21 protein-coding genes are annotated in these 21,825 nt (G+C 48.7%); 2 read left to right on the forward strand and 19 right to left on the reverse strand.

Annotated features, from left to right (window positions below; translation table 11 throughout):
- Nucleotides 1–33: 33 nt before the first annotated feature.
- From FND36_13230 to FND36_13265, 8 genes are all read right to left on the reverse strand, one after another.
- On the reverse strand, nucleotides 34–687 hold the full coding sequence (locus FND36_13230) for a YcxB family protein (GenBank protein QDW74922.1): 654 nt from the start codon (nucleotides 685–687) through the stop codon (nucleotides 34–36).
- Between the two features lie 126 nt (nucleotides 688–813).
- Entirely contained in the window at nucleotides 814–1,122 is a 309-nt protein-coding gene (locus tag FND36_13235) for a hypothetical protein (protein ID QDW74923.1), read from the reverse strand.
- Between the two features lie 152 nt (nucleotides 1,123–1,274).
- Nucleotides 1,275–1,751, reverse strand: a complete 477-nt coding sequence (locus tag FND36_13240; protein ID QDW74924.1) for a proline reductase — start codon at nucleotides 1,749–1,751, stop codon at nucleotides 1,275–1,277.
- A 12-nt stretch (nucleotides 1,752–1,763) separates the two neighbouring features.
- Entirely contained in the window at nucleotides 1,764–2,531 is a 768-nt protein-coding gene (prdD, locus tag FND36_13245; GenBank protein ID QDW74925.1) for a proline reductase cluster protein PrdD, read from the reverse strand.
- A 105-nt stretch (nucleotides 2,532–2,636) separates the two neighbouring features.
- Nucleotides 2,637–3,362: a D-proline reductase (dithiol) protein PrdB gene (gene prdB / locus FND36_13250; protein QDW74926.1), complete on the reverse strand. Its 726-nt coding sequence runs from the start codon at nucleotides 3,360–3,362 to the stop codon at nucleotides 2,637–2,639.
- A 2-nt stretch (nucleotides 3,363–3,364) separates the two neighbouring features.
- Nucleotides 3,365–3,661: a hypothetical protein gene (locus FND36_13255; protein ID QDW74927.1), complete on the reverse strand. Its 297-nt coding sequence runs from the start codon at nucleotides 3,659–3,661 to the stop codon at nucleotides 3,365–3,367.
- Between the two features lie 15 nt (nucleotides 3,662–3,676).
- A complete protein-coding gene (prdA, locus tag FND36_13260; GenBank protein QDW74928.1) occupies nucleotides 3,677–5,530 on the reverse strand; it encodes a D-proline reductase (dithiol) proprotein PrdA in 1,854 nt (617 codons plus the stop codon).
- Nucleotides 5,531–5,691: 161 nt separating this feature from the next.
- On the reverse strand, nucleotides 5,692–7,092 hold the full coding sequence (locus tag FND36_13265; protein QDW74929.1) for a proline reductase-associated electron transfer protein PrdC: 1,401 nt from the start codon (nucleotides 7,090–7,092) through the stop codon (nucleotides 5,692–5,694).
- A 547-nt stretch (nucleotides 7,093–7,639) separates the two neighbouring features.
- Between FND36_13265 and FND36_13270 the strand changes: the two genes are divergently transcribed.
- Nucleotides 7,640–8,674 carry a proline racemase gene (locus FND36_13270; protein QDW74930.1) on the forward strand — a complete coding sequence of 345 codons (1,035 nt, stop codon included), beginning with the start codon at nucleotides 7,640–7,642 and terminating at the stop codon, nucleotides 8,672–8,674.
- A gap of 111 nt (nucleotides 8,675–8,785) precedes the next feature.
- The gene (locus FND36_13275; protein QDW75637.1) at nucleotides 8,786–9,373 is read left to right on the forward strand and encodes a TetR/AcrR family transcriptional regulator; all 588 of its coding nucleotides are present in this window, start codon (nucleotides 8,786–8,788) and stop codon (nucleotides 9,371–9,373) included.
- A 117-nt stretch (nucleotides 9,374–9,490) separates the two neighbouring features.
- Here FND36_13275 and FND36_13280 read toward each other — a convergent pair whose 3' ends face one another.
- The 11 genes from FND36_13280 to selD all read right to left on the reverse strand — a co-directional run bounded on the left by FND36_13280 (nucleotide 9,491) and on the right by selD (nucleotide 21,809).
- Nucleotides 9,491–10,204 carry a response regulator transcription factor gene (locus tag FND36_13280; protein QDW74931.1) on the reverse strand — a complete coding sequence of 238 codons (714 nt, stop codon included), beginning with the start codon at nucleotides 10,202–10,204 and terminating at the stop codon, nucleotides 9,491–9,493.
- Nucleotides 10,185–11,909 carry a sensor histidine kinase gene (locus FND36_13285; protein ID QDW74932.1) on the reverse strand — a complete coding sequence of 575 codons (1,725 nt, stop codon included), beginning with the start codon at nucleotides 11,907–11,909 and terminating at the stop codon, nucleotides 10,185–10,187. The genes FND36_13280 and FND36_13285 overlap by 20 nt, the downstream gene beginning before the upstream one ends.
- Before the next feature lie 162 nt (nucleotides 11,910–12,071).
- Complete coding sequence (locus FND36_13290) at nucleotides 12,072–13,334, reverse strand: dicarboxylate/amino acid:cation symporter (protein ID QDW74933.1); 1,263 nt, start codon at nucleotides 13,332–13,334, stop codon at nucleotides 12,072–12,074.
- A 188-nt stretch (nucleotides 13,335–13,522) separates the two neighbouring features.
- On the reverse strand, nucleotides 13,523–13,759 hold the full coding sequence (locus FND36_13295; GenBank protein QDW74934.1) for a DUF3343 domain-containing protein: 237 nt from the start codon (nucleotides 13,757–13,759) through the stop codon (nucleotides 13,523–13,525).
- Between the two features lie 2 nt (nucleotides 13,760–13,761).
- On the reverse strand, nucleotides 13,762–13,965 hold the full coding sequence (locus FND36_13300) for a sulfurtransferase TusA family protein (GenBank protein QDW74935.1): 204 nt from the start codon (nucleotides 13,963–13,965) through the stop codon (nucleotides 13,762–13,764).
- 70 nt (nucleotides 13,966–14,035) lie between these two features.
- Nucleotides 14,036–15,133, reverse strand: a complete 1,098-nt coding sequence (locus tag FND36_13305; protein ID QDW74936.1) for a YedE-related selenium metabolism membrane protein — start codon at nucleotides 15,131–15,133, stop codon at nucleotides 14,036–14,038.
- A 58-nt stretch (nucleotides 15,134–15,191) separates the two neighbouring features.
- Nucleotides 15,192–16,331, reverse strand: coding sequence for an aminotransferase class V-fold PLP-dependent enzyme (locus FND36_13310; GenBank protein QDW74937.1), 1,140 nt, complete (start codon nucleotides 16,329–16,331; stop codon nucleotides 15,192–15,194).
- A 146-nt stretch (nucleotides 16,332–16,477) separates the two neighbouring features.
- The gene (locus tag FND36_13315) at nucleotides 16,478–17,389 is read right to left on the reverse strand and encodes a LysR family transcriptional regulator (GenBank protein ID QDW74938.1); all 912 of its coding nucleotides are present in this window, start codon (nucleotides 17,387–17,389) and stop codon (nucleotides 16,478–16,480) included.
- On the reverse strand, nucleotides 17,389–19,302 hold the full coding sequence (gene selB, locus FND36_13320) for a selenocysteine-specific translation elongation factor (GenBank protein QDW74939.1): 1,914 nt from the start codon (nucleotides 19,300–19,302) through the stop codon (nucleotides 17,389–17,391). The genes FND36_13315 and selB overlap by 1 nt, the downstream gene beginning before the upstream one ends.
- A 12-nt stretch (nucleotides 19,303–19,314) precedes the next feature.
- Nucleotides 19,315–20,742, reverse strand: coding sequence for an L-seryl-tRNA(Sec) selenium transferase (locus FND36_13325; GenBank protein ID QDW74940.1), 1,428 nt, complete (start codon nucleotides 20,740–20,742; stop codon nucleotides 19,315–19,317).
- A 20-nt stretch (nucleotides 20,743–20,762) separates the two neighbouring features.
- The gene (gene selD / locus FND36_13330; protein QDW74941.1) at nucleotides 20,763–21,809 is read right to left on the reverse strand and encodes a selenide, water dikinase SelD; all 1,047 of its coding nucleotides are present in this window, start codon (nucleotides 21,807–21,809) and stop codon (nucleotides 20,763–20,765) included.
- Nucleotides 21,810–21,825: the final 16 nt, after the last annotated feature.

Raw genomic sequence — 21,825 nt, forward strand, 5'->3', positions numbered from 1 at the left:
GGAATCCATACAAACGCCTTTTTCTTCTTGATTCTACTTCTTTTTTTCTTTTTCCTGCTCTTGGGCTTCCATCCTAAGCTGTGTAATCCTGTTTTTTGTATTTACTAAAAAGTTCTTCCACTGGTTTGTAACCCTTACAGGAGTCCATCGATAATCCGCTCCGCTCTTATCCAGCATAAACTGCCGGAATTCTTTTTCATCCCCTTCTTCAAAGCCCTCTTTTGGAAGGATCAGAAGATCTTCTTCATTCATTCCCACGTAGTAGGTTTTTTCATCTTCCCAGACGCGGTACACATTCTTGTAATACCCCATATTTTCTTCAAAGGATTCATGTACCGCCCTAACTCCGGAATTCCCAAAGTAGTATCTAATCTCTTCATTCTCTTTTATCTCCGGATTGCTTTTCATCATAGACAGGGTAAGATATTGGCGGAACAGAGCCATCAGGATCAGAAGCCCTCCCATTCCATAGCTTATGACCACTCCCGGGAACGCCATCCCTTTGATCACCGTAGGCAGAGCCGCCAGCAGCGCGCCTGTGACGAACAAGTTAAAGGTTACTCTGGGATGACTGACCCGATTTTGAAACTTGATAAACGTCATCATTAATTTTGTATCCCGTCGGATATGTACGGTGTAATAATTTTTCCTCGGATCCGTATATTCCATCTGTTCTTTCTTTTCCATCTTTCTCTCTCCTGTGGACTCTCTACTTTCTCCTCACGGATAGCTGTATTATATCATATCGCCGTCGCTTTTCCCACCGGAAAATCGAAATAATCCGTCTGGTCCATCTTATATCTTTATTTCACTTTAATATAGCGCAGTTTTACCTTGGTATCTTATTAAAACTCTACAAAGGAAATTCAATTTTTCTTCAATAATTGTATAATTATACAAATTTTCTGTTTTTCTTCCCTGGAGATTGACTTCTTCACTGGCCGGTGGTATATTATAACCATCTTGGATGTGGCAAAAACCAAAGGCGGTTTCCAAAGGATTGGAGACTGCCCTTTTTAAAATCTGATCCGCATCGGATGACCATTTGTATATGGTTGTTATTGCAGTTGCGCCGCCGCCGAGTATTCCCCCCAAGATTACTCCTGCGGCGGCAGACTCCAAATTATATATACATCCTTTTTGGAAAAGCATTCCCCAGCTTTGTATATGATATAAACAAAACTGCGATGCAACAAAAAACCTCTCAATGACATACCAAAAGAAAGAGCACGGCATGAAAATGTCGTGCTTTTTCTTGCATGAACTCCTGGATGTTATCTTTTCTGGTCGTTCTGACGCATTTTCAATTTCAAAAGCGCCGTTGCCTTCTTACAATCCAGCTCTACCATATTATTCTCGCCTACCACATTCGTTTCTGTTCCGTCAGCGCTCTTATTAATGTCTATGATTCCATCCAGATAATCATTTACTACTACAAACTGCGCTACCGTACCGCTAAAATTCAGTCCGGTCACAGCAATTCCCCTTGTACCAAGCTGTTCACAGGTGTTGGTATAATCCACGTCACTGTTCCCCCAGCCATCGGAAGACAGGATCACTCCATCCGCCCTCATAGCTTCCGCCCAGACTGCGGTTCTCGTTCCTACCAGCATCTTATCCTCATTATCATCTGGTGTTCCAACAATAATGATTCCCATCAGATCCAAATCTGTATCCGCGGACACTACATCCAAAAGCGGATCTCTGAAATGATGCAGGGATGTTTCTTTTGTCGATGGTCCGATTCCCATACTTACACCTCCTTACTGCATAGACCGGATGATTCCGTCCCTATATTCATTGGGCGTAACCAGAATCGGCATGTTGCCCATATCGATGATCGAGCGTCCGCCTTCTACACCGGAAGGCTCTTTCGCAAACAGGTGAGTATCATACATTGCCCCTTGGCCTGCCACCTGTTTTACGATCAGCACCCGTTTCTTCCCAGGTCTTACAATATCATGATATTCATGACGTTCTGTACATTTCTCGCCTTTGAATTTCTTCATCTTATCACGGTAGGTCTGGATAAACTTATCACATGCCCGGTGTGCCGCTGTCGGACCTGGCCGCTCCTGTCCCATGCCTGCCGCCAATGTTACATCAAAAGAGATGATATAATCATTGTCTCCCGGTGTTCCTGCCCGGTTTAAGTATAACTGCTCTTTCAGATTGCCCTCTGAAGACCCAAATTCGTGACACTGTTTCCCATTCACATCCACGCCTGTGAGCATCACATATACGCCTGTAAGTGTATGCGTGATTCCTTCTCCCAGCTTTCCAAGGACTTTCGTAGAAATTGGAATAATGTCCATGATTGTATTCGTCCAGCGGTCATGATCCCCTGGTTTTATGATCTGGATATCAATTTTTTCCAGATATTCTTCTTCTGCCACAAGCTGATCGATCATCTCTTTACTGACCGTCATATGTCCGTCAACGGTCACATCATTATGCTCTCCCCACTCTACGTCCGTCATGTGGAAAGCTTTGATCACAAGACGTCTCAGATCAATTTCTTTTTCTGCCAAACTTTTCACCTCCTAAGTTTCCCGAGAACGCCAGCTCCATCGCTTTGCGATTTCGCTGTTTTCAAAAAAGGGCAGATGTTTACATCTGCCCTTTCCAAACATTCCTTAGATCTTAGCTACATACTCGTATGGCAGTGGTACGATCGTTCCAGGTGTCTGGATCTTGATCAACTGCTCAAGTGTCGCTTTTACGATCTGTGTCTGCTGTTCAACATTGTGCGGTCCACCAGCGTTAGCTCCCATAGGAACCAGCGGAGCAACTGCACGAGGAGTACCGGTCTGACGAACAACCGGAGGAAGAGCTGCAATAATAATTGTAGGAATTCCAGCTTCTTCAATCGCTCTCTGCACCAATACTGCAGAGCGGTGGCAGGTACCTCAGCCAGCGGTGAGGATTACTGCGTCTACATCCTCTTCTTTGAACATCTGTGCGATAGCCGGACCAGTCTCTCCTTTGAATTTCTCCTGGTTTCCGCCACCGCCCATGAATCCAGCGTGTACCGGAGCGCAGGCTCTGATGAAGCCTTCTGCTGCCAGTTCATGGATTCTGTCGATCGGGAACATACAGTTGATGTCCTTGTTAACATCACTGTTGTCATATCCACCATGGGATACCATCAGTTCGCTAGATGGTGTGGTGTTCTCAATTTTTCTCCAGGTGAAGTCACCAGCAAGATTAAATCTTTCCTGATCCTTCTTGTGAACACCTGCTGCTGTCGCAAGAGCGATAGACATATCTTTCAGCTCTTTTGTTACAGGAGTCCATACTGCCGGTGGAGTAATAGGAACGAAGATTTCAGATTGTAAACCTTTAACAACCGTTAAACTCATTTTTAGACCTCCTTATTATCCAAACGCGCACGCATTTCTTCTTGTTTGCGCCGTTCTTTCTCAATGTTGCTGACATATTTATCATTTATCTCTGGTCCCAGCTGCTCCGGGAAACTCATGTTCCATCCCACTTCCTGCCCCACTTTGGGTTCTGTGTCGCAGATGAACATTCGCTTTGGAGCTTTAAAGAACCCCAGGCGCCCTTTCAGATCCACGCTGATGCTGCAATCATCAACAGCAACGATCACGCCTTCCATATAAATGATCTTGTCACCGTAATTCAAGCGTTCATTGTTCATTTAGAAACACCTGGATTAGTCGTATTTTTCCTTACGTTTCTGGCTCATCGGCAGGGACTGCTCGTTATCAACAAGGTCAACTTTCTTGCCGTAAGCAGCTTCGATCAGCTCTACGTTTGTAGATTTAACGTTCGGATTCCACTTCTTCTCGGCAGCTTTTACTTCCTCGCCAGCCATAGCTGTCTTCAGCATAGCCAGAGCACGGATCGCATCCTCTTCACAAAGAGTATTGCAGCCAAGAACTTCGTTCTCGATACCGGACTCAGATTTGTTGTTGTCAACCATGTACATCATGTGTTTGTTACCAACAACCAGAGCTCCCTGTACCGCACAGTAAGACATACCAACTACCGGCACGCCTCTCATACCGATCTGCTCGATATGGCTTGCGAAGTCGATGTGGTTGTTTCCGAAACCTTCTGTTGTAACGAAAGCTCCGTCTACGTCCATCATTTCTACGGTGTGTCCAACACGTTTGGATACATAGAACTTCTCTGCGTTGATCTGCGGGCTTCCTACAAATACAACGCCGCAAAGGTCAACTTCTTCATCATGCAGGGCTTCCAGAACCAGTGGCTCTCTCCAGTAATGTCTGGACATTTCCTTGGAAGCAGGTCCGATACAGGTAAGAGCGTGGATACATCCATCCAGAACCTCCAACGGAGATACGCATACCGGAACGTTTCCTAAGTCTACGTTTGCTCTTGCGCCAAGGATTCCAACAGGCTCTACAGGCAGGATAAAGTTATCATGCATAGCTCCCTGTCCCATGATCTCTTTTACAATAACAACTTTCTTCTTGCCAGGACGGCGAACCTGATTCAGTTCTTCTGTCTCAGCAACAAGGCTTTCATCCAGTTCTTTCATCACTTCACGGATTTCCTGTGTGATGATATCAAATGCGGTGTGGGCAGCCATAGGTCCACGACGCTCCATGTTGGTCTTCTCCTGGATCACAATGTTACCCTTGATGAAGATCTCGCCTTTATCCGGGCATCCAGGACGATTCCACATAATGTTCTCATCCAGGTATCCCTCAGAAGAACCGAACTCACCAATCTGAACACCGTCTTCGTCTGTACCTGTCAGCATCATTACAACGCCGTCCAGAACTCTTGTCACACCAGTACCAAGGTCAGCATCGCCTTCTTTTGTAGCGATCGGCTGAACATCCATGATAGTCTCAGAATAGGTATGATAGTTGTCAGGAGTGATGATCTCCAAGTGGAAATCTTTTACCAATTCCTGATCTGCGATAACATCAGCTTCAATTCCCTCACGAATGTAAAGAGTAGTTCCCTCGATCTTGGTCTCTGGTCCTCTCTTAACCTCTGTAATCGTGAAGTGCTTTCTTGTCAGGGTTCTTACAACCTTCTCTTCTCCAGCTTCTGCAGGTGCTGCCGCGCCTTCAATCGCCGCTGCCGCCTCAGCCGGTACCGGAACTGCCGCTCCGCCTGCTCCAAGCGCTCCAACCGGAATCTCAAGGTTGATATCCTTTCCTTCTCCGATGTGGATTCTCATAACGCCGCCTGCTGCCGGCGCAACCGGTGCTGCAGGCGCAACTGGAGCCGCTGCTTCTTCCTCTTCTGCTGCTTCTTCTGCTGCCGGTACGCTTGGGGCTTTCACGCCATCCAGAACGTCAGCAGTCAGCGGGCAGAGAGAATCACAAGTCTTTGTCAGTTTTGCTCCTAAAACTTCTTCAATGGTCAGGCAGCCATCCAGGCTTAATAATCCGGAATCTACCAGATCGTCAAAGATTGCCGGGTCCTCCAGGTTTGCCGGCTCAATTGTAATTCCAGCTTCGGCTCTGCAACACAATACCGCAGGATCATGAGCATGTTCTTTCGCTGTTTCAGCTGTGATTGACATATTGTTTTCCCTCCTTGTTTTGTTTGCTTACATCCTTGTAACAGGAATAAGATGTTATATATACAACCGCTTGCGGCCGGGGAGACACCTCTCGCTCCTCCCCAGCAGGGGAATCGGGGGTCCCCCGCCCTGCCACAGGCAGCAGTAATACCTTGGATATTTTAGAAATCAATATCCTGGCTGACCTCTTTAGACACTTTCAAGGTTCTGTAAAGAGGATGTCCAACCGCTCTCATCACATGGTCTGTCTGATGGAATACCTTCAGGCCCATCTTCGGAGCGGAAGCCATTACCGTGTTGGAACAATCGGAACAGTTTCCGATCACGATATATTCACATTTGTCCTTCTTGAACTGGATATTGTTCTTAGCCTGTCCAGGACAATTGCCCGGCCGCAGACACTTCAGCGGCGCCCCCGGCTTGCTTTCGATAGCCTGTTTGCATCTGCACATAGATACGACTTTGCCGTTCATCTTCTGCACGATCTCTCTTAAGCGCTCTTCGCTTCCGGCGCAGGCACAGACAAGGATTCCCACGTTTGCCCCATGAAGATCCGGGAACTCAACGCTGACCAGGATTCCTCCTGTAGTCTTGGTGATCGGCTCATCTTCTGTTGTGGACTTTCCTGTGAAGGCTCCGCCCATAACAATTTCACCGTATTTTCCATCAATGCCGCCAGCTTTCTCAATCAGCTCGCCTACGCTGACTCCAACAGGTACGTCCATGAATACGTGAGCAGCGTTGCCGCCGTTGAGTTTTCCACGAACAGTCAGGTTCTTGCTGATACATGGCTTCTTCTCATCGATCGCCTCAGCCACTTTAGCGGCCGTTTCCAGGTTCACTACAACAGATCTTGCTGCTGACGGAAGCTGGGTTGGTGTAAGATTGATTCCCAGACATTCTCTTACTACTGCACGTTCCTCACCCATCGGATAGATATCCGCCAGGAAGTGCATGGAAATGTCGGGCTCGCCTTTCAGCGCCGCATCCAGATGTTTGATCGCCTCGTGATGTTTCTTCTTGATTGCGAAGATCGCTTTATCTGCGTGAGTCATCTCCATACAGTATTTCACACCACGGATCACCTTATCTGTCTGCTCTACAAGCTGCTTGATATTGTGCTCCAGTCCAGGTTCGCACTCTGCCGCGTTGATCAGGATATAGCTGTGCTCCAGTTTGAAATCTGCCGGAAGTTCCGGGTTGATCTCCGGATCCAGCTCTGCCAGCGGAGTCTCCGCCAGATTGATATTCAGCTTGACGCCTGTCGGGAATCCGGCTCCGCCCATTCCAACGATTCCTGCCGCTTTCACCATATCAAGTTTGGAAGCATCCGCAGGTACGTCGATCGGCACAAACTCATCCGGCTGCTCGTCCGCAGGCTCGATGATGATCCTATCGTCTGTGATCTCAGCGACTTTTCCATAGACACTGGAGAAAATATTAGCTCCAAGTCCGGTAGGAGTCGCGATGAGCGTACCTTTTTTTACGTCATCCCCAACCTTTACACATGGCGCGCAGGGTGCGCCCACATGCTGACGCAATAACAACTGTACATTTCCCATGACACATATCTCCTTTTCTTTTTTATATAAGTAAAACGAAACGCTCTGGTCTCCTTACTTATTCTTCCCCTCAATACAAAACTGATTTGATCTATAAAATCTATCTATATGTATCACATGCTATTTTTTTAACATGCTTTGGTTCTTTTTTGGCGAGGGCATGTGGGAATCGAACCCACCCAGGACGCTCTTAACGCCCCACACTAGTTTTGAAGACTAGGAGGCACACCAGTCACCCATCTACCCCCATGCGTTTGTCTCACGCCCTATTACAATAGCACACATTCCCTTTTATTTCAACCATTTTTGACTATTTTTATAATATCAAAAAGGCGTTGACTTTTCAAGGCTTTTCGGCCATAATAAAGATAACGAACTGAACGAGATACTAGAACGCAGTCTATTTGTTAATTTTCTGTCGTTAAAGTATTCACATCAGGGGATGGGACAGGCTGAAAACTTGGGGGTTTTCTTTCATGGTCCCGCAGTCTTATAGATTATGTCTATAAGAAAGAAGTATTTCATTTACTTTAAGGAGGTATTTATTATGGAGTTAAAAGCAAATGTTAACTTCAACCGGTTTGAGGCAGCTCTTCAGGTTGTAGATGCCCATACCGAAGGCGAGTTCTGCCGTATGGTCATCGGCGGATTCCCGGAGCCGCAGGGCAACACTATGATCGAAAAGAAAAAATGGATGGAAGAGAATTACGACAACGTTCGTACCGCTCTGATGTTCGAGCCAAGAGGACATCACGATATGTTCGGCGCTTTCCTGTGCGAGCCTGTCAACAAAGAGGCTGATTTCGGCGTTATGTTCATGGATACAGGCGGATACCTGAACATGTGCGGACACTGCACCATCGGCGCGGTTACCGTTGCTGTTGAAGCAGGTCTTGTTGAGTCTCACGAGGGAGAAAACGAAGTTGTTCTGGACGCTCCCGCCGGATTGATCCGTACCAAGGCTATCGTGAAAGACGGAAAAGTTGAGAGCGTAACTCTGACAAACGTACCGGCTTTCGTTTACAAAGAGAACCAGACTGTGACCATCGACGGCAAAGAGATCAAGTTCACGATCTCCTTCGGCGGAAGCTTCTTCGCTCTGGTAGACACAACACAGCTTGATATTGGCGAGATCAACGCTAAGAGCGTTCCGGCTTACACCGCTCTTGGAATGAAGATGCTGGATGTCATCAACAAAGAGATCCCGGTAAAACATCCTCTGCTGGACATCGACACTGTTGACTTGGTTGAGTTCTATGGCCCGACTCCAAATCCAGACAAAGCTGACTTAAGAAACGTAGTTATCTTCGGAGATGCTATGGCTGACCGTTCTCCATGCGGAACTGGTACCAGCGCGAAACTTGCTACTTTGCATCACTGGGGAGAGATTAAAGTAGGCGAAGAATTCCGTTATGAGAGCTTCATGGGAAGCTTATTCAAAGGTGTGATCAAAGAGACCACAAAGGTTGCCGATTACGACGCGGTTATTCCGATGATCACCGGAAGCGCTTACCTGACAGGTGTCGCTACATATCTGATCGACCCGACAGATCCATTGAAATATGGATTCCAGGTTGGCTAATCGCCGCTTGCGGAAAGAACGGAATATTTCATGACAAAAAGGATAGAAGCGGATTTTTCATAATCCGCTTCTATTTCTATAAATTTATCAACTTTGAAGGGACTGATGCCAATGCCGCGCAAAAGGAGATCGACCAAGAGCCGCATCGTCAAGGCGGCCTGGAATCTGTTTTACAAAAACGGATATGACCAAACGACTGTAGATGATATCATTGCCGCCTCCCGGACTTCCAAGGGCACATTTTATCATTATTTCAAAGGCAAAGAGGCGCTCCTGAATTCTTTGTCTTATCTGTTTGATGAAAAGTATGAAGAACTGGCGGCTGTGATCGATCCAAATCTATCCGCCTACGATAAACTGTTGTTTTTAAATCATGAGCTGTTTTATATGATCGAGACCAGCGTAGATATCAAGCTGCTGGCGTATCTTTATTCCTCTCAGCTCATCACGAAAGATAAAAAATCTCTGGCCGACCAAAAACGCTTTTATTTCAAATGGGTCACGGAGATCCTGGAAGACGGGCTGAAGCGGGGAGAATTCAAGAATACCAGCACCGCGGAAGAACTGATGGATATCTATGCCATGTATGAAAGGGCCGTTCTCTATGACTGGGCCCTGTTCAAGGGAAAGTACTCTCTGTCTGAATACAGCGACAAACTATTGCCCCATGTGCTGGATACCTTTGTAGAAGGAGTATGAGATGCAAGGTACAATAAAGGATGACCCTGAATAGGGCTGCGGATTCCCATATCGCGAAATCCACAGCCCTATTGATTTTTCCGTCCGCTTTTCTATTTCGTCCAAATCCAGGGGACGCTACCATCCCAGCATCTGCCGCAGCAGTTTTGTTTTCTCCCTTCCCACCGGGAGGACAGTATCTTCACATCCCCGCATCCGCAGGCCAAAGCTGCTGTTTCCCCAGGGAAATACTTCCCGCACTTTCTCAAGGTTGATCAGATAGCTTTTGTGGCACCGGAAGAATCTCCTTCCTTCCAGCTTCTTCTCGAATTCCCCTAAGTTCTTCCCTTCAAAATACTCGCCTGTTTCCGTATGGATCTTGCATCCTCTGTTGTAGGTCTCAATATAAATGATCTTATCAATCTCCTCAAACACCGTTTTCCCCTCATGGGTAATAGCGATTCTTTTCGCCTGCATTGCCCGCGGCTTCACCGCTGGTTCCCCGCAGCAGCGATCCAGCACCTTTTTCAGTCTCTTTTTATCATAAGGCTTGAGCACATAATCTTCTACTCCCAATTCAAAGGCCGTGACCGCATACTCTGAGTAAGCCGTGACAAACACGATCTTTACCCCTTGCTGCATGTTTCGGATAGCGTTTACCAAAACAGTCCCGTCAATATCCCCCAGATTAATATCCAGGAAAAACAGGTCGTATCTTCCGCTCCCGGCCAATACAAGAGCCGCCGCTCCAGAATCCCCTTCTTCGATCACAGCGTCTGGAAGGAGTTCCTCCAGCTGATGTTTTAATTCACTTCTTGCGGGTCTCTCATCATCAACGATCGCTATCCTCACTATTACCCTCCTTTGCAGCCCCCTTGATAAACCTAAGTTCCACACAGCTTCCACAGGAAGCGCTCGTAATCTTTACTCCATTTTCTTCTCCATAGGTATTCTTCATTCTCTGATTAACATTAGTCAGTCCAATGCTTTTCCCTACGGACTCTCCGTTTTCCAGTTTCTCCAGAACTTCCGGCGGAAATCCTCTTCCGTTATCGCTGATCCGCACCAGGAAGGCTTTTTCTTCTTCCACGATCCGTATCTTAACGATCCGTTTTCCTTCCCGGTTGATTCCGTAACGGACCGCGTTTTCCACGATCGGCTGAAGGATCAGGGTAGGAATCAGGATATCCATCTGTTCCGGAACTTCATAAGTCACTAAAAGCTTATCCTCGAAACGGCCTTTTTCCAACTCCAGATAATCCTTTACATGCTCCAGCTCTTCTTCCATCGGCACCATATAGCGGCTCCCATCCAGATTATACCGGAAATAATCAGCTAAGATCACCAGGAATTCTCTTGCCCGTTTTGCGTCTTCTCTGCACACACAGGCGATCGTGTTCAAAGCGTTAAATAGGAAATGGGGATTCACCTGAAACTGCAGAGCCTTGAATTCCGCCTGCTGGCGCAGGGTTTTCTGATGCTCCAGCTCTGACATGGCAAGCTGAAAAGAACTAAGCTCAACCAAATGCTGTATCAATTCTACCTCGCTTTGCCGGAATACCCACCTTTTCTTCGACCAGACAATAAGGCAGCCCACCGACTGGTCTTCTACGCGAAAAGGCGCCGCGATCATGGAATAATGCCGCATAAACTCGTACCAAGAACTATCTTTGGGGACTTGATACATAATGACCAACTCTCCTTCTCCCATGGCCTTTATACCGATATCTGGAATATCCGTCTCATTCACCGGCTGATAGTCCATCTCTTCATCTTCCTGGCGCCATTCTAAAATCTTTGCTTTATCCGTGATCATCACGCCTGCCCATGCCGTCTCCTGAAGAATGACTCGAGCCAGCTTCCGGATGTCTTCCCCCGCCCGCAGCCCATTCTGCAGCAGCGGAAGACATTTCTTAGACAGATCTGATGCCAGCTGGAGCTGGCGGCTGCTCTCAATATCCTGTCTGATGAAAATATTATTAAAACCGGATATAAAGATCAAAATTCCTATAGAATTCATCAAGGTCATTGGCGCCCCTACCCGGATCACAGTCTCCATCGCCAGACTAAAAGGAGATACCAGCCGCAGGATACAGATCATATCGCAGACTTCCGCAAAGCAGGTCAGCAGGAAGAGATCCCGGTATTTCCATTTTCCTCTCTGGAAATAGGGATAAAATCCGCCTCCCAAAAGCCCGAATAAGACCGTAGAAAAAGAGGAGGCCATAGCAAACACCTCTGGTCCTGAGAAAAAGTAGGCATATACCGCCCCGATCAGCGAAGCATACAGCCCCACCACAGGTCCTCCCAGTATTCCCGAGGCCATCGCCCCGATCACTCTTGTATTCATACTGTAAGAGTCTATCTCGATGCCTGTATAGACAGAAAGGATGATGATGCAGCCAAAGATGGCCGCCAGAAACACCTGGCTTTTCCAGCTCCTTCTCTCCTGGGATATTGCGTTCTGCACGATCTGAAGCTTGGACAAAAGCGTTCCCACCAAAAGGAGAAGCCCAATATTCAAAATCAGTTCATATATAAGACTGTTTGCGTGCATCTTTTCTTTCCTTCATCCTCCGCTTCCCGGAATTGTTTTCTCTATGGTATCATAAACCCTAAAATGTAGCAAGAATATAGCAAAACCCCGGCAGATTCCAAGGGTCCGCCGGGGCTTCGCGAAAGCTTTGTATGATTTATTTTAGTGATTGGCTATAGTGGATTAATAATAAGAGACCTGCTTCTTATCATTATATACATCAAGATCCAGTTCACCCAGTTTATTGGCCACCAACATTCCTACCATAACGTCCACGTCAACATTCATCAATGTACGGAACATTCCGGCAAACCAGTCGATTCCGATCAGGACCGCGATGCTGTCCATTGGAAGTCCCAGCGAAGAAGCCAGGAATGTGTATACGATCACAGAACCGCCAGGCACAGAAATCGTCCCCAGGCACATCAGGCAGGACAGCAGGATCGCCATTCCCATCTGGTACGGCTCCAAGGTGATTCCGGTAGACTGGGCCATGAAGAAGATCGCCGTCACATAACACATCGCGGCGCCGCAGCTGTTCATGGACATGGTGATCGGTCCGGTAAAATCGGCAACCTTACGGCTGACGCCAAATTTCATGACCGCATCTTCCATCTTGGTCTGCAGGCAGATCGCTCCAGAAGTGGTGGTCACTGCCATCAGAGACATTTTGCCAAATTTCTTCGGCATTTTTAATGGATTTACCTTACAGATCACAGCTGTGATCGGTCCGTAGATCAGGAACTGGATTATATCTCCGATCAGGAGAACTCCAAGGAATTTAGCCATCGGGATGATTACCGCGAATCCTGTCGTTCCCGCGACATCGGCCAACAGGCAGAAGATTCCGATGGGCGCGATATACATTACAGTTTTGATAATATTGGTGATGACTTTATTTAAGCCGATCACCCAGTCCGCCATATTGCGGTTTCCGCTTTGGCGCGTATATGCTCCCATAGCTACGCCAAAGAAAATCGCGAATACGATGCAGGGAACCATAGACCCGTCAGCCATTGACTCTACAATATTCGTAGGCACAAAGTTCAGCAGCGTATCCTGCAGGGATGACGCTTCCACAGCCGTCTCAGAGATCTCTTCCGCTCCGGACAAGTCGATTCCAAGCCCCGGTTTGACCAGCGTAGACAAAATCACGCCAAGAACAGCCGCGATCGCTGTAAAAAAGACGATCCATTTAATCGTATGGACCCCCATTTTCCCTACGTCTTTTCCATCTCCGCCTCCTACGGCCGCGGCCACAGAGGACATAACCAGAAGCACCACTGACATCTGGATCAGGCGCAGGAAAATATCTCCGATGAATTTCAGGTTTCCTGCCCATTCTCCCACCAACGCTCCAAACACGATGCCTCCGATGGTAGCGATCAAAATCTGGGTCGTGAGGGAAATCGATATCTTTTTCTTTCCTTCTTTCGTTTCCGCCATTTCTCTCATTCCTTTCTCTTTTTTCTCCCCGGTCAAATATCATTCTGTACCTATTTTACCTTCTGAAAAAAATCAATCAATAGATTTTGTCTGAAATGTCGGCATCCGTGTTTCAAATGTTTTTATCTGTGTCTGAACGGACAATTGGGGCCGGGGGATTTTTAAAAATCCCCCGGCCCCAATTGAACCTATACCATACATTCATGCAGTTCTTCCGGTTCGATCCCGGCTTCTTCCATCATTTTCCTGATCTCTTCTCTCGCTGAGAGATCCGCGCACCAGGCCAGTCCGCAGCCTGCGGAGATCGCACGGGGCACCGGAATGATCCGGCCCGGTGTCTCTGTTTCTTTGCAGGCTTTTTCCATGGCCATAGCGTCCGCTGTGGTATGGAAGGTTACAACTAACTTCAGTTCTTTCTTCCTCATGTTTACTCGATCACCACTTCAAAATATCCGTCTTTTTCCTCAGAAGTCGACTTCTTTCCATGGTCTTTCGCATATTTTTCCACGTTCATCTTCTGATGTGGTTCTGATACCAATACTTTCACCGGCTCAGCGGCTCCTTTCAGTGCTTCTGCCGTAAGCATCAGCGGCTCAGGGCAGGAAAGACCTCTTGCATCTACTTCTTTCATATTTTCTTACCTTCTTTCCTAGAATACTACGGTTCTATCAAGTTTGCAATCCAATTTTCGCGATATCGCTTTATTTCTCTTCTTTGCGGCTGTTGGTAAACGCGATCACAAAGCATGCGATGATGCAGATGATACAAGCAACTTTGCCGTTGAGAGGCACAGCTCCCGCAACCACTTCCTGGGTCTTGGCATCCAGAGCTGTTCCGCTGGCTGCCAGGCCGAAGTTATGGCACAGCGCGGCTCCAACAAACATACCGATCACCGTAACCGCGGAATCAGAAGACCCCTGTCCCGCCAGGATCAGCTGGCGAAGCGGGCAGCCTCCCGCAAGAACGGCCGCGAAGCCTACCGCGTACATACCCAGGATATTCCACAGATGCTCTGAATGAGCGATGATTCCCGGTGTATCAAAGGCAAGTACGAAGCGCCCGGTAGCAATATTAAATACCAGCATGACCACAAACAATCCCGCGATCACGGTAAAGAGGTCGAAATTCCTCATTAAAATGATATCCCGGATACTTCCTGCAAAACACATTCTGGATTTCTGAGCGAACGCGCCAAACAGAAGTCCTCCCACCAAAGACAGGATGATCGGGGCGTGCATACTTCCAGGACCGCTCTCGCTGGCCTTCAATAATGACGTGCAAAGCGCCAGCACCAGAATCCCTGCCATCAAAATCGGAAGCACAGTTCCGCTTGATTTATGCGTTGTGTGAGCCCGCCCCAGGCTAAAGCCTTTCTTTAACGCGAACACGCCGGTACCAACGCCAAGCACAAAACCGATCAGGGCAACCCACGCGTTCAGGTCCCCCGCAGACATACGGATGATCATACGAAGCGGGCAGCCTAAGAATACCAGGGATCCGATCATAATGATCATTCCCAGCACAAAACGGATCATCGGGGATGAACCCGCTGTGGAACGATATTCTTTTGTCGCTACTGAAATAATGAAAGCTCCCAGTACCAGTCCAATGATCTCTGGACGCGCGTACTGAACCACTTCTGCCTGATGCATCCCTAACGCCCCTGCTGTGTCACGGATAAAGCAGGCAATACAAAATGCCATGTTGGCCGGGTTGCCAAAATAGGCAAGACACGCCGCGATCAGACCGCAGAGCACACCGGCCAGCGCCAGTTTTTTCTTTGAATCAGATAAATTCATCTTTTATTCCTCCTAACACTCATTCCTGTTCCTTTACAGAATTGTTCTGGAACCAGCCCTAGTCTTCCTGTGCCAGTTCCCGGACCGCCTTAATGGCAAAGTCCACTTCCTCCTCTGTGTTGTAATGGGCAAAACTGAACCTTACCGCCCCCTGTTCCACCGTTCCAAGAGCCTCATGCATCAGGGGGGCGCAATGTCCTCCTGGTCTGGTAGAAATCTGATATTCAGTAAGAAGCGCATCACTCACTTCGGAAGAATCATAATCGCCGATATTCAGCGCAACGATGGCGCACCGCTCTTTTCCGCTGAAATCTCCATATATCGTCACATTCGGAATGTCTTTCACTCCTTCGTAGAATCTCCACATCAATGCCTGCTCTCTGGCGCGGATCGTATCGATCCCGGTCTCTTCAATATATTCTACAGCCGCCCGCAGGCCCGCGATGCCGTGTCCATTCAGAGTTCCCGCCTCCAGCGCGGTAGGCATCTCCCTGGGGTGTGTCTTGCTGTAGGTCTGGACTCCGCTGCCGCCGCTTTTCAGCGGCTTGATCTCAAGTCCTTCCCGAACATACATCCCGCCGGTCCCCTGAGGCCCCAACATTCCTTTATGCCCGGTAAAGCACAGCACATCCACATTCATGTTCTGGACGTCAATAGGGAATACCCCCGCCGTCTGGGAGGCGTCCACTACAAATAATAATCCATGTCTGCGAGCTATCTCGCCCACTTGGCTGATATCAATATAATTTCCTGTCAGATTCGAGCCATTGGTACACACGATCATCTTGGTCTCCGGCCGAATGGCCCCTTCCATTTCATCCAGACTGAACCTTCCCTGCCTGTCCGCCTTTATGATCGTCAGCGCCGCGCCCTTTTTCTCCATCTCATATAAAGGCCGCAAAACCGAATTATGCTCCAGCATTGTGGTGATCACATGGTCTCCCGGCTCCAGAAGTCCTTTGATAGCAATATTTAAGCTTTCTGTCGAATTATTGGTAAATACGATCTGTCTGGGATTCTCTCCGTGAAAAAAGCGGCAGAGTTTTTCTCTTGTATCGTAAATCACTCTTGCCGCGCTAAGGGAAGCTTCGTTTGCTCCTCGCCCCGCATTTCCCAATGAGGTCATAGCCTGGACTACCGCTTGGATCACCTGTTCCGGTTTCCGCATGGTCGTCGCCGCGTTATCCAGATATATCATCGTCTGTCCCTTCCTTTCCTCCATTATATTCAGTATAAAACGATATAATCTTTTCGTCTAATTGAATCCTCCGATAAAAAGCCGGATTTATAGATTTTTTCTATAACTCCGGCCTTCCTGAATCCGTTCTGGATCCAGCCCCTTTTTCAATTTTGTTTTAAGTAAACTTCCTTGACCACTCTGATAAAGCGCTCTGCCGACCTGGATAACTGATAGTTCTTATTATATACCAGGTTAATATCTCTTCCCGCATCCGCGCCCGGAATCGGAAATGTCAGAAGCAGACCCGCTTCTTCTTCATCTGCCGCGGCAAGCCTTGACAAAATGGTGATGCCCATTCCCTGGCGGACCGATTTCTTGATAGTCTCCTGATTGCCGATACTGGCGATCACATCCAGCTTTTCCACCGGGATTCCCGCCGCTTTCAGCTGTTCTTCCGCTTCCTTCCTGGTTCCTGATCCTTCTTCCCGCATGATCAGATGCTCTTCTAAGATCCAGTCGATCTTTCCCTTATCTTCTTCTCTTAACCGGCGGTATTTCTCCGTATTCGGCGTGATCACAGCCAGCTGGTCCTTATAAAACGGAAGATATCTGCAGTGCTTTTTCTCCAGCACCGTTCCTGTAAATCCCACATCCACCATATGGTCTATGATCTGCGTCACCACCTTGCTGCTGTCAGATTCCTGGATCTTGATCTGTTCATCTGGATATCGCTCGTTAAACCGTTTCAGAACTTTGGGAAGCAGATACTGGGCCGGGATCGTGGACGCCGCGATGGTGATGCAGTGTTTGCTTTCCGCGCCCTTTGTCTCAAATCTTTCCTCTATCTTCTTCTGAAGATCGATGATCTGTTTCGCGTACTTGTAGAGTTCTCTGCCGTCATCAGAAAGACTGACTTCTTTAGTGTTCCTCACAAACAGCCTGGCATTCAGCTCCTTTTCCAGCGCCGCGATATGAGCGCTTATGGTAGGCTGAGTCAGGAACAGCTCCTTGGCCGCTTTCGAGAAGCTTCCGCCCTCCGCGACCTGTACAAAAGCTTCTAACTGTTTTAGATTCATTAATACGCCACCCTCTCACTTTCCGCTCCGGTTTTCTTTGTCACCTTAAGACCGTCCATATATTCCAGGATCGGTTTCGCACTCTTCCTGCTGGTTCCAAAGATGTCTCTGACCTGCGCGATCGTGATGACCGGATCTTCCGCCAGCTTTTCACAGATAACCTGGCGCGCCTCTTCCATATAGCTCTTAAGCGTATACATATCGTCCGTCACCTTTACGACTGCTCCTTCCACCAGAAGGATATTCAGGATATCATCCCCAGTCCCCCGGTCTACTCCCGGCAGTTCGATCTCTGAGTACCTGACAAAATCAAACCGTGCTTTTTCAAATGTATTCAGAAGGACCGCGGATACCTTCTCATAGGTTCCGTCCTTTCTGACCTCAAATTCCGGCGTGCACAGAAATTCCCCTTCCCTCTTTACACACCCTTCTTCCTCCAGAAGCTCGATCACCTTGTCAAAGAGATTGGGTTTGATCTTCTGGAAATAGATCCCCTGCACCTCCGCTTTCTTCATCCCATAGCGATAGGGATACTTAGTCTCATAGGCGGTCAGCGCCTCCAGGATCTCCTGCTGGGCCGCTCTCTTGGAATCCGCGTGCCACAGCCAGGTATCTTTCTTCAGCTCAAAGGTATGGATCAGGCCCTGCTCGCGCAGTTCCTGAGCCGCCTCCTTGATCTCATCCGCGGAAAGGGCGGTCAGAGAGGCTAGTTCCGCCAGTGTGACCAGCGTCTTTCCATGCTCCTTGATATGCAGCTCGATCACATCTGCCACAGACCCGGATTCTTTTCTCTTTAATTCATCGATCACCTCTTGATGGAACCGTTTTTTTATGCCGGGATTGGGTTCCAGGACGACGCCCCCGCCAATGGTCTCCATCGGGGAATAAAAACGGACTACAAATTTATCTCCCCGGCGCACCGCGACTTCTTCTTCCAGCCTAAGCTGCACATACCCGCTTTCTCCCGGCCCGATCTCTTCTTTATCCAAAAGGACCGCCCGACAGAGGACCTCGCTGGTTCCCGTAAAGAAATGAAGCCTTGTATGGTTGGTCAGCACCCGCATAGAAGAATCCAGAACGTTCAGCTTCACATCCAGCAGGTCTGTATTCTTCATACTGTTCTTAGGCGCCAGGACACAGCCTCTGAAAATCTCTTTTTTCTTCACATTAGATAAGTTAATGGCTACTCTCTGGCCGGCGTAGCATACATCTTTATCTTCTCCATGCACCTGGATGCTGCGGATCTTGCATTCCTTCCCCACCGGGTACATTTCCAGAGTATCATCCTTCGTAATAGTACCGGATACCAGCGTCCCGGTAATGATGGTCCCAAATCCGGAAAGAGTAAAAACCCGATCTACCGGAAGCCTTGGGATCGTATGGATATCTTTCGTCTCCAGATCGTCCCCTGTCATCTGCTGGATCAATCCGATCAGTTCTTCCAGCCCTTCTCCTGTAGCCGCTGAAACCTTTGCCACCGGGGCATTTTCCAGAAATGTGCCTTCCAGCTCTTCCCGGACTTCATCTTCTACCAGCTCCAGCCACTCTTCATCCACCAGGTCACACTTATTCAGCACGATAATACTTTTCTCAATTCCAAGAAGATGCAGAATATCTACATGTTCTCTGGTCTGAGGCATGATCCCTTCGTCCGCGGCGATCACTAAAAGTACCAGGTCCATTCCCACAACACCGGCAACCATATTATTGATAAACTTTTCATGTCCAGGAACATCAATGATGCCTGCCCGGTCTCCGCCCGGAAGGTCAAAATAAGTAAAACCCAGATCTATAGTGATCCCTCTTCTTTGTTCTTCTTCCCAGCGGTCGGTGTTCCTTCCGGTCAGCGCCTTGATCAGCGTCGTCTTGCCGTGGTCGATATGGCCGGCCGTTCCAATGATGATATTCTTCATATCTGTTCGCTCCTAATCTGCTGTAATCTCGCAGTCTTCCTCCAAAAGTCTGTAATCCCGGAACTGCTCCACAATTCGTTTGAAATTCTGACTGCCGATGGTCCTTACGTCTAAAAGGATCGTGTCATTGGCTGTCCTCGGAATGATGGGCACCGGCAGATGGCGCATCCGCTCTTCCAGTTCCGCCACACTGATCTTCTCCGGCCGGATGCCCACCGCCACACTTGCCAGGCGCTCCAGCGGGAGAGAGCCTCCCCCGATCTGCGACTGACAGGCTATGGTCTCTATCTTCGCCGGAAGGCCTGCCCGTCTGAGCATCCTGCACAGACTCCGGGCTTCCTTCTGGATTTCTTCATAGTCTTTGGTGATCATCTGAAGTACCGGAACTCTCCGCACTGCTTTTTCTTCTGACAGATATTCCTGCAGGACCAGTTCCAACGCGGCCGCGGTGAATTTATCAATCCGCAGGGCGCGGGTAAGCTGGTTTTTCTTCATCTGGTCGATGTATTTCTTCTTTCCGATGATGATCCCCGCCTGGGGGCCTCCCAAAAGCTTGTCGCCGCTAAAGCAGACCACGTCCGCTCCTTTGGCGATGGACTCCTGTACCGTAGGCTCATAGGTGATCCCATACTTGCTAAGATCGATCAAGACGCCGCTTCCCAAGTCTTCCACCACCGGGATCTCATGCTCCTTTGCCAGCGGGATCAGTTCATCGATCCCTACCGTCTCCGTAAAACCTACGATCCGGTAGTTGCTGGTGTGTACCTTCAGAAGCACTTTTGTTTCCTCTGTGATGGCATCTGCATAATCCTGATAGTGGGTCTTGTTGGTGGTCCCCACTTCTACCAATGTGGCCCCGCTCTGCTCCATCACATCAGGGATGCGGAACTTCCCGCCGATCTCTACCAATTCCCCTCTGGATACCACGGCTTCTCCGCCTTTTGCCAGAGAACTCAAGATCAGCATGACCGCCGCCGCGTTATTGTTGACCGCCATTGCAGCCTCCGCTCCCGTCAGCCGGCACAGCAGTTTTTCAAAATGGGAATACCGCTCTCCCCTTCTGCCTTCTTCTAAGTTATATTCCAGATTGGAGTAGCCGCTGACCAGTTCCGCCGCCTTCTCCATGTGTTCCCGGCGGATCGGCGCCCGCCCCAGATTAGTATGCAGGACCGTCCCCGTTCCATTGATGACCATCCGCATATTCGGCGTATGCATAGCCTCCACCGTCCGGGCGATCCGCTTTGTCAGTCCCTCGATCCGAGCAAGAGCCTCAGATTCTTCCTTGCACTGGCCGATATAACGCCGAAGCTTGTCTGTCTCTGTGTGGACCGCCTCCATGACAGTCTCCCGGCTGTAGCGACCGATCAGATCCTGGATCTCTTCCTTCTCCAGAAGCAGGTCTACTTTGGGGATCTTCCGGTACAGATTATTTTTATCCATCTCTTTCTTTCCTTTCCTGACTATCTCAAACGGATCAGCTTATCGCTTTTCTCCGATACATTCCCGATCATGGAAACTCTGGTCTCCATCCCCGCTTTCGCGAAATCTTCCATCATCTGCGCGGATTCCTCAGGCGAAACGGCGATCAAAAGCCCTCCCGATGTCTGGGGGTCATACAGTAGATCCAGATAATGCTCCTCTGTCGTCCCAGCATCGACCTTATCAATGGAATAGCCCCTGTTTTTATAGGCTCCTGCCGGAACCAGCCCCATTTTCGCGCTGGCAATGGCGTCTTCCATATATGCCACGTCTTTTACCTTGATCTCAAAGGTCACCTGACTGGCGGAAGCCATTTCTACACAGTGCCCCAGCAGTCCGAAGCCTGTAATGTCCGTACAAGCGGATACATCATATTTCTCCACCACTTGTTTTGCCTTCTTGTTGAGAGACGCCATCACGGTTTCCGCTTCCCTTCTGGCTCCCTCAGAAGCCATCTGGGCCTTCACCGCGGTATTGATCACGCCGCTTCCGATCTGTTTAGTCAAGATCAGAACGTCTCCCGGCCTTGCCCCATAATTTTTGAAGATTTTCTCCGGATGTACAAAGCCAGATACACAAAGCCCATATTTTGGCTCGTCGTCCTGCACAGAATGGCCTCCTACCAGGACCGCCCCGGCCTCCTTTACCTTATCCGCGCCTCCCGCCAGGATATCTCCCAGGATCGCAGGATCCAGACAATTGGGGAACCCTACGATATTCAGCGCCACCGCCGGCTCTCCTCCCATCGCCCACACATCGCTTAAGGAATTGGCAGCCGCGATCTGTCCGAACATATACGGGTCGTCTACAATAGGCGTAAAGAAATCCACCGTCTGGATCATAGCGATCTCATCTGTGACTTTATAGATGGCCGCATCATCAGAAGTCTCAATCCCTACGATCAGGTTATCGTCATGAAATTTTGGCAACCTGCCCAGAACCTGGGCAAGGGTCTCAGGACCGATCTTTGCCGCTCATCCGGCGGTTTTGCTGAGCTGCGTCAGTCTGACTTCCGTCTTCATTTTCATTTCCTCCCAACTATAC

The sequence above is a fragment of the Lachnospiraceae bacterium KGMB03038 genome (assembly GCA_007361935.1).
Taxonomy (GTDB): Bacteria; Bacillota; Clostridia; order Lachnospirales; family Lachnospiraceae; genus Massilistercora.

What these genes read in the sequence shown, in the direction of transcription:
- prdA (QDW74928.1), bottom strand. Translation starts at nt 5,530, where the DNA reads ATGTCAATCACAGCTGAAACAGCGAAAGAACATGCTCATGATCCTGCG.
- FND36_13300 (QDW74935.1), bottom strand. Translation starts at nt 13,965, where the DNA reads ATGAAAGAAGTAGATGCAAGAGGTCTTTCCTGCCCTGAGCCGCTGATG.
- FND36_13255 (QDW74927.1), bottom strand. Translation starts at nt 3,661, where the DNA reads ATGAACAATGAACGCTTGAATTACGGTGACAAGATCATTTATATGGAA.
- FND36_13295 (QDW74934.1), bottom strand. Translation starts at nt 13,759, where the DNA reads ATGAGGAAGAAAGAACTGAAGTTAGTTGTAACCTTCCATACCACAGCG.
- FND36_13275 (QDW75637.1), top strand. Translation starts at nt 8,786, where the DNA reads ATGCCGCGCAAAAGGAGATCGACCAAGAGCCGCATCGTCAAGGCGGCC.
- FND36_13310 (QDW74937.1), bottom strand. Translation starts at nt 16,331, where the DNA reads ATGATATATCTGGATAACGCGGCGACGACCATGCGGAAACCGGAACAG.
- FND36_13325 (QDW74940.1), bottom strand. Translation starts at nt 20,742, where the DNA reads ATGGATAAAAATAATCTGTACCGGAAGATCCCCAAAGTAGACCTGCTT.
- FND36_13285 (QDW74932.1), bottom strand. Translation starts at nt 11,909, where the DNA reads ATGCACGCAAACAGTCTTATATATGAACTGATTTTGAATATTGGGCTT.
- selB (QDW74939.1), bottom strand. Translation starts at nt 19,302, where the DNA reads ATGAAGAATATCATCATTGGAACGGCCGGCCATATCGACCACGGCAAG.
- FND36_13315 (QDW74938.1), bottom strand. Translation starts at nt 17,389, where the DNA reads ATGAATCTAAAACAGTTAGAAGCTTTTGTACAGGTCGCGGAGGGCGGA.
- FND36_13265 (QDW74929.1), bottom strand. Translation starts at nt 7,092, where the DNA reads ATGGGAAATGTACAGTTGTTATTGCGTCAGCATGTGGGCGCACCCTGC.
- FND36_13240 (QDW74924.1), bottom strand. Translation starts at nt 1,751, where the DNA reads ATGGGAATCGGACCATCGACAAAAGAAACATCCCTGCATCATTTCAGA.
- FND36_13305 (QDW74936.1), bottom strand. Translation starts at nt 15,133, where the DNA reads ATGAATTTATCTGATTCAAAGAAAAAACTGGCGCTGGCCGGTGTGCTC.
- FND36_13270 (QDW74930.1), top strand. Translation starts at nt 7,640, where the DNA reads ATGGAGTTAAAAGCAAATGTTAACTTCAACCGGTTTGAGGCAGCTCTT.
- FND36_13230 (QDW74922.1), bottom strand. Translation starts at nt 687, where the DNA reads ATGGAAAAGAAAGAACAGATGGAATATACGGATCCGAGGAAAAATTAT.
- FND36_13290 (QDW74933.1), bottom strand. Translation starts at nt 13,334, where the DNA reads ATGGCGGAAACGAAAGAAGGAAAGAAAAAGATATCGATTTCCCTCACG.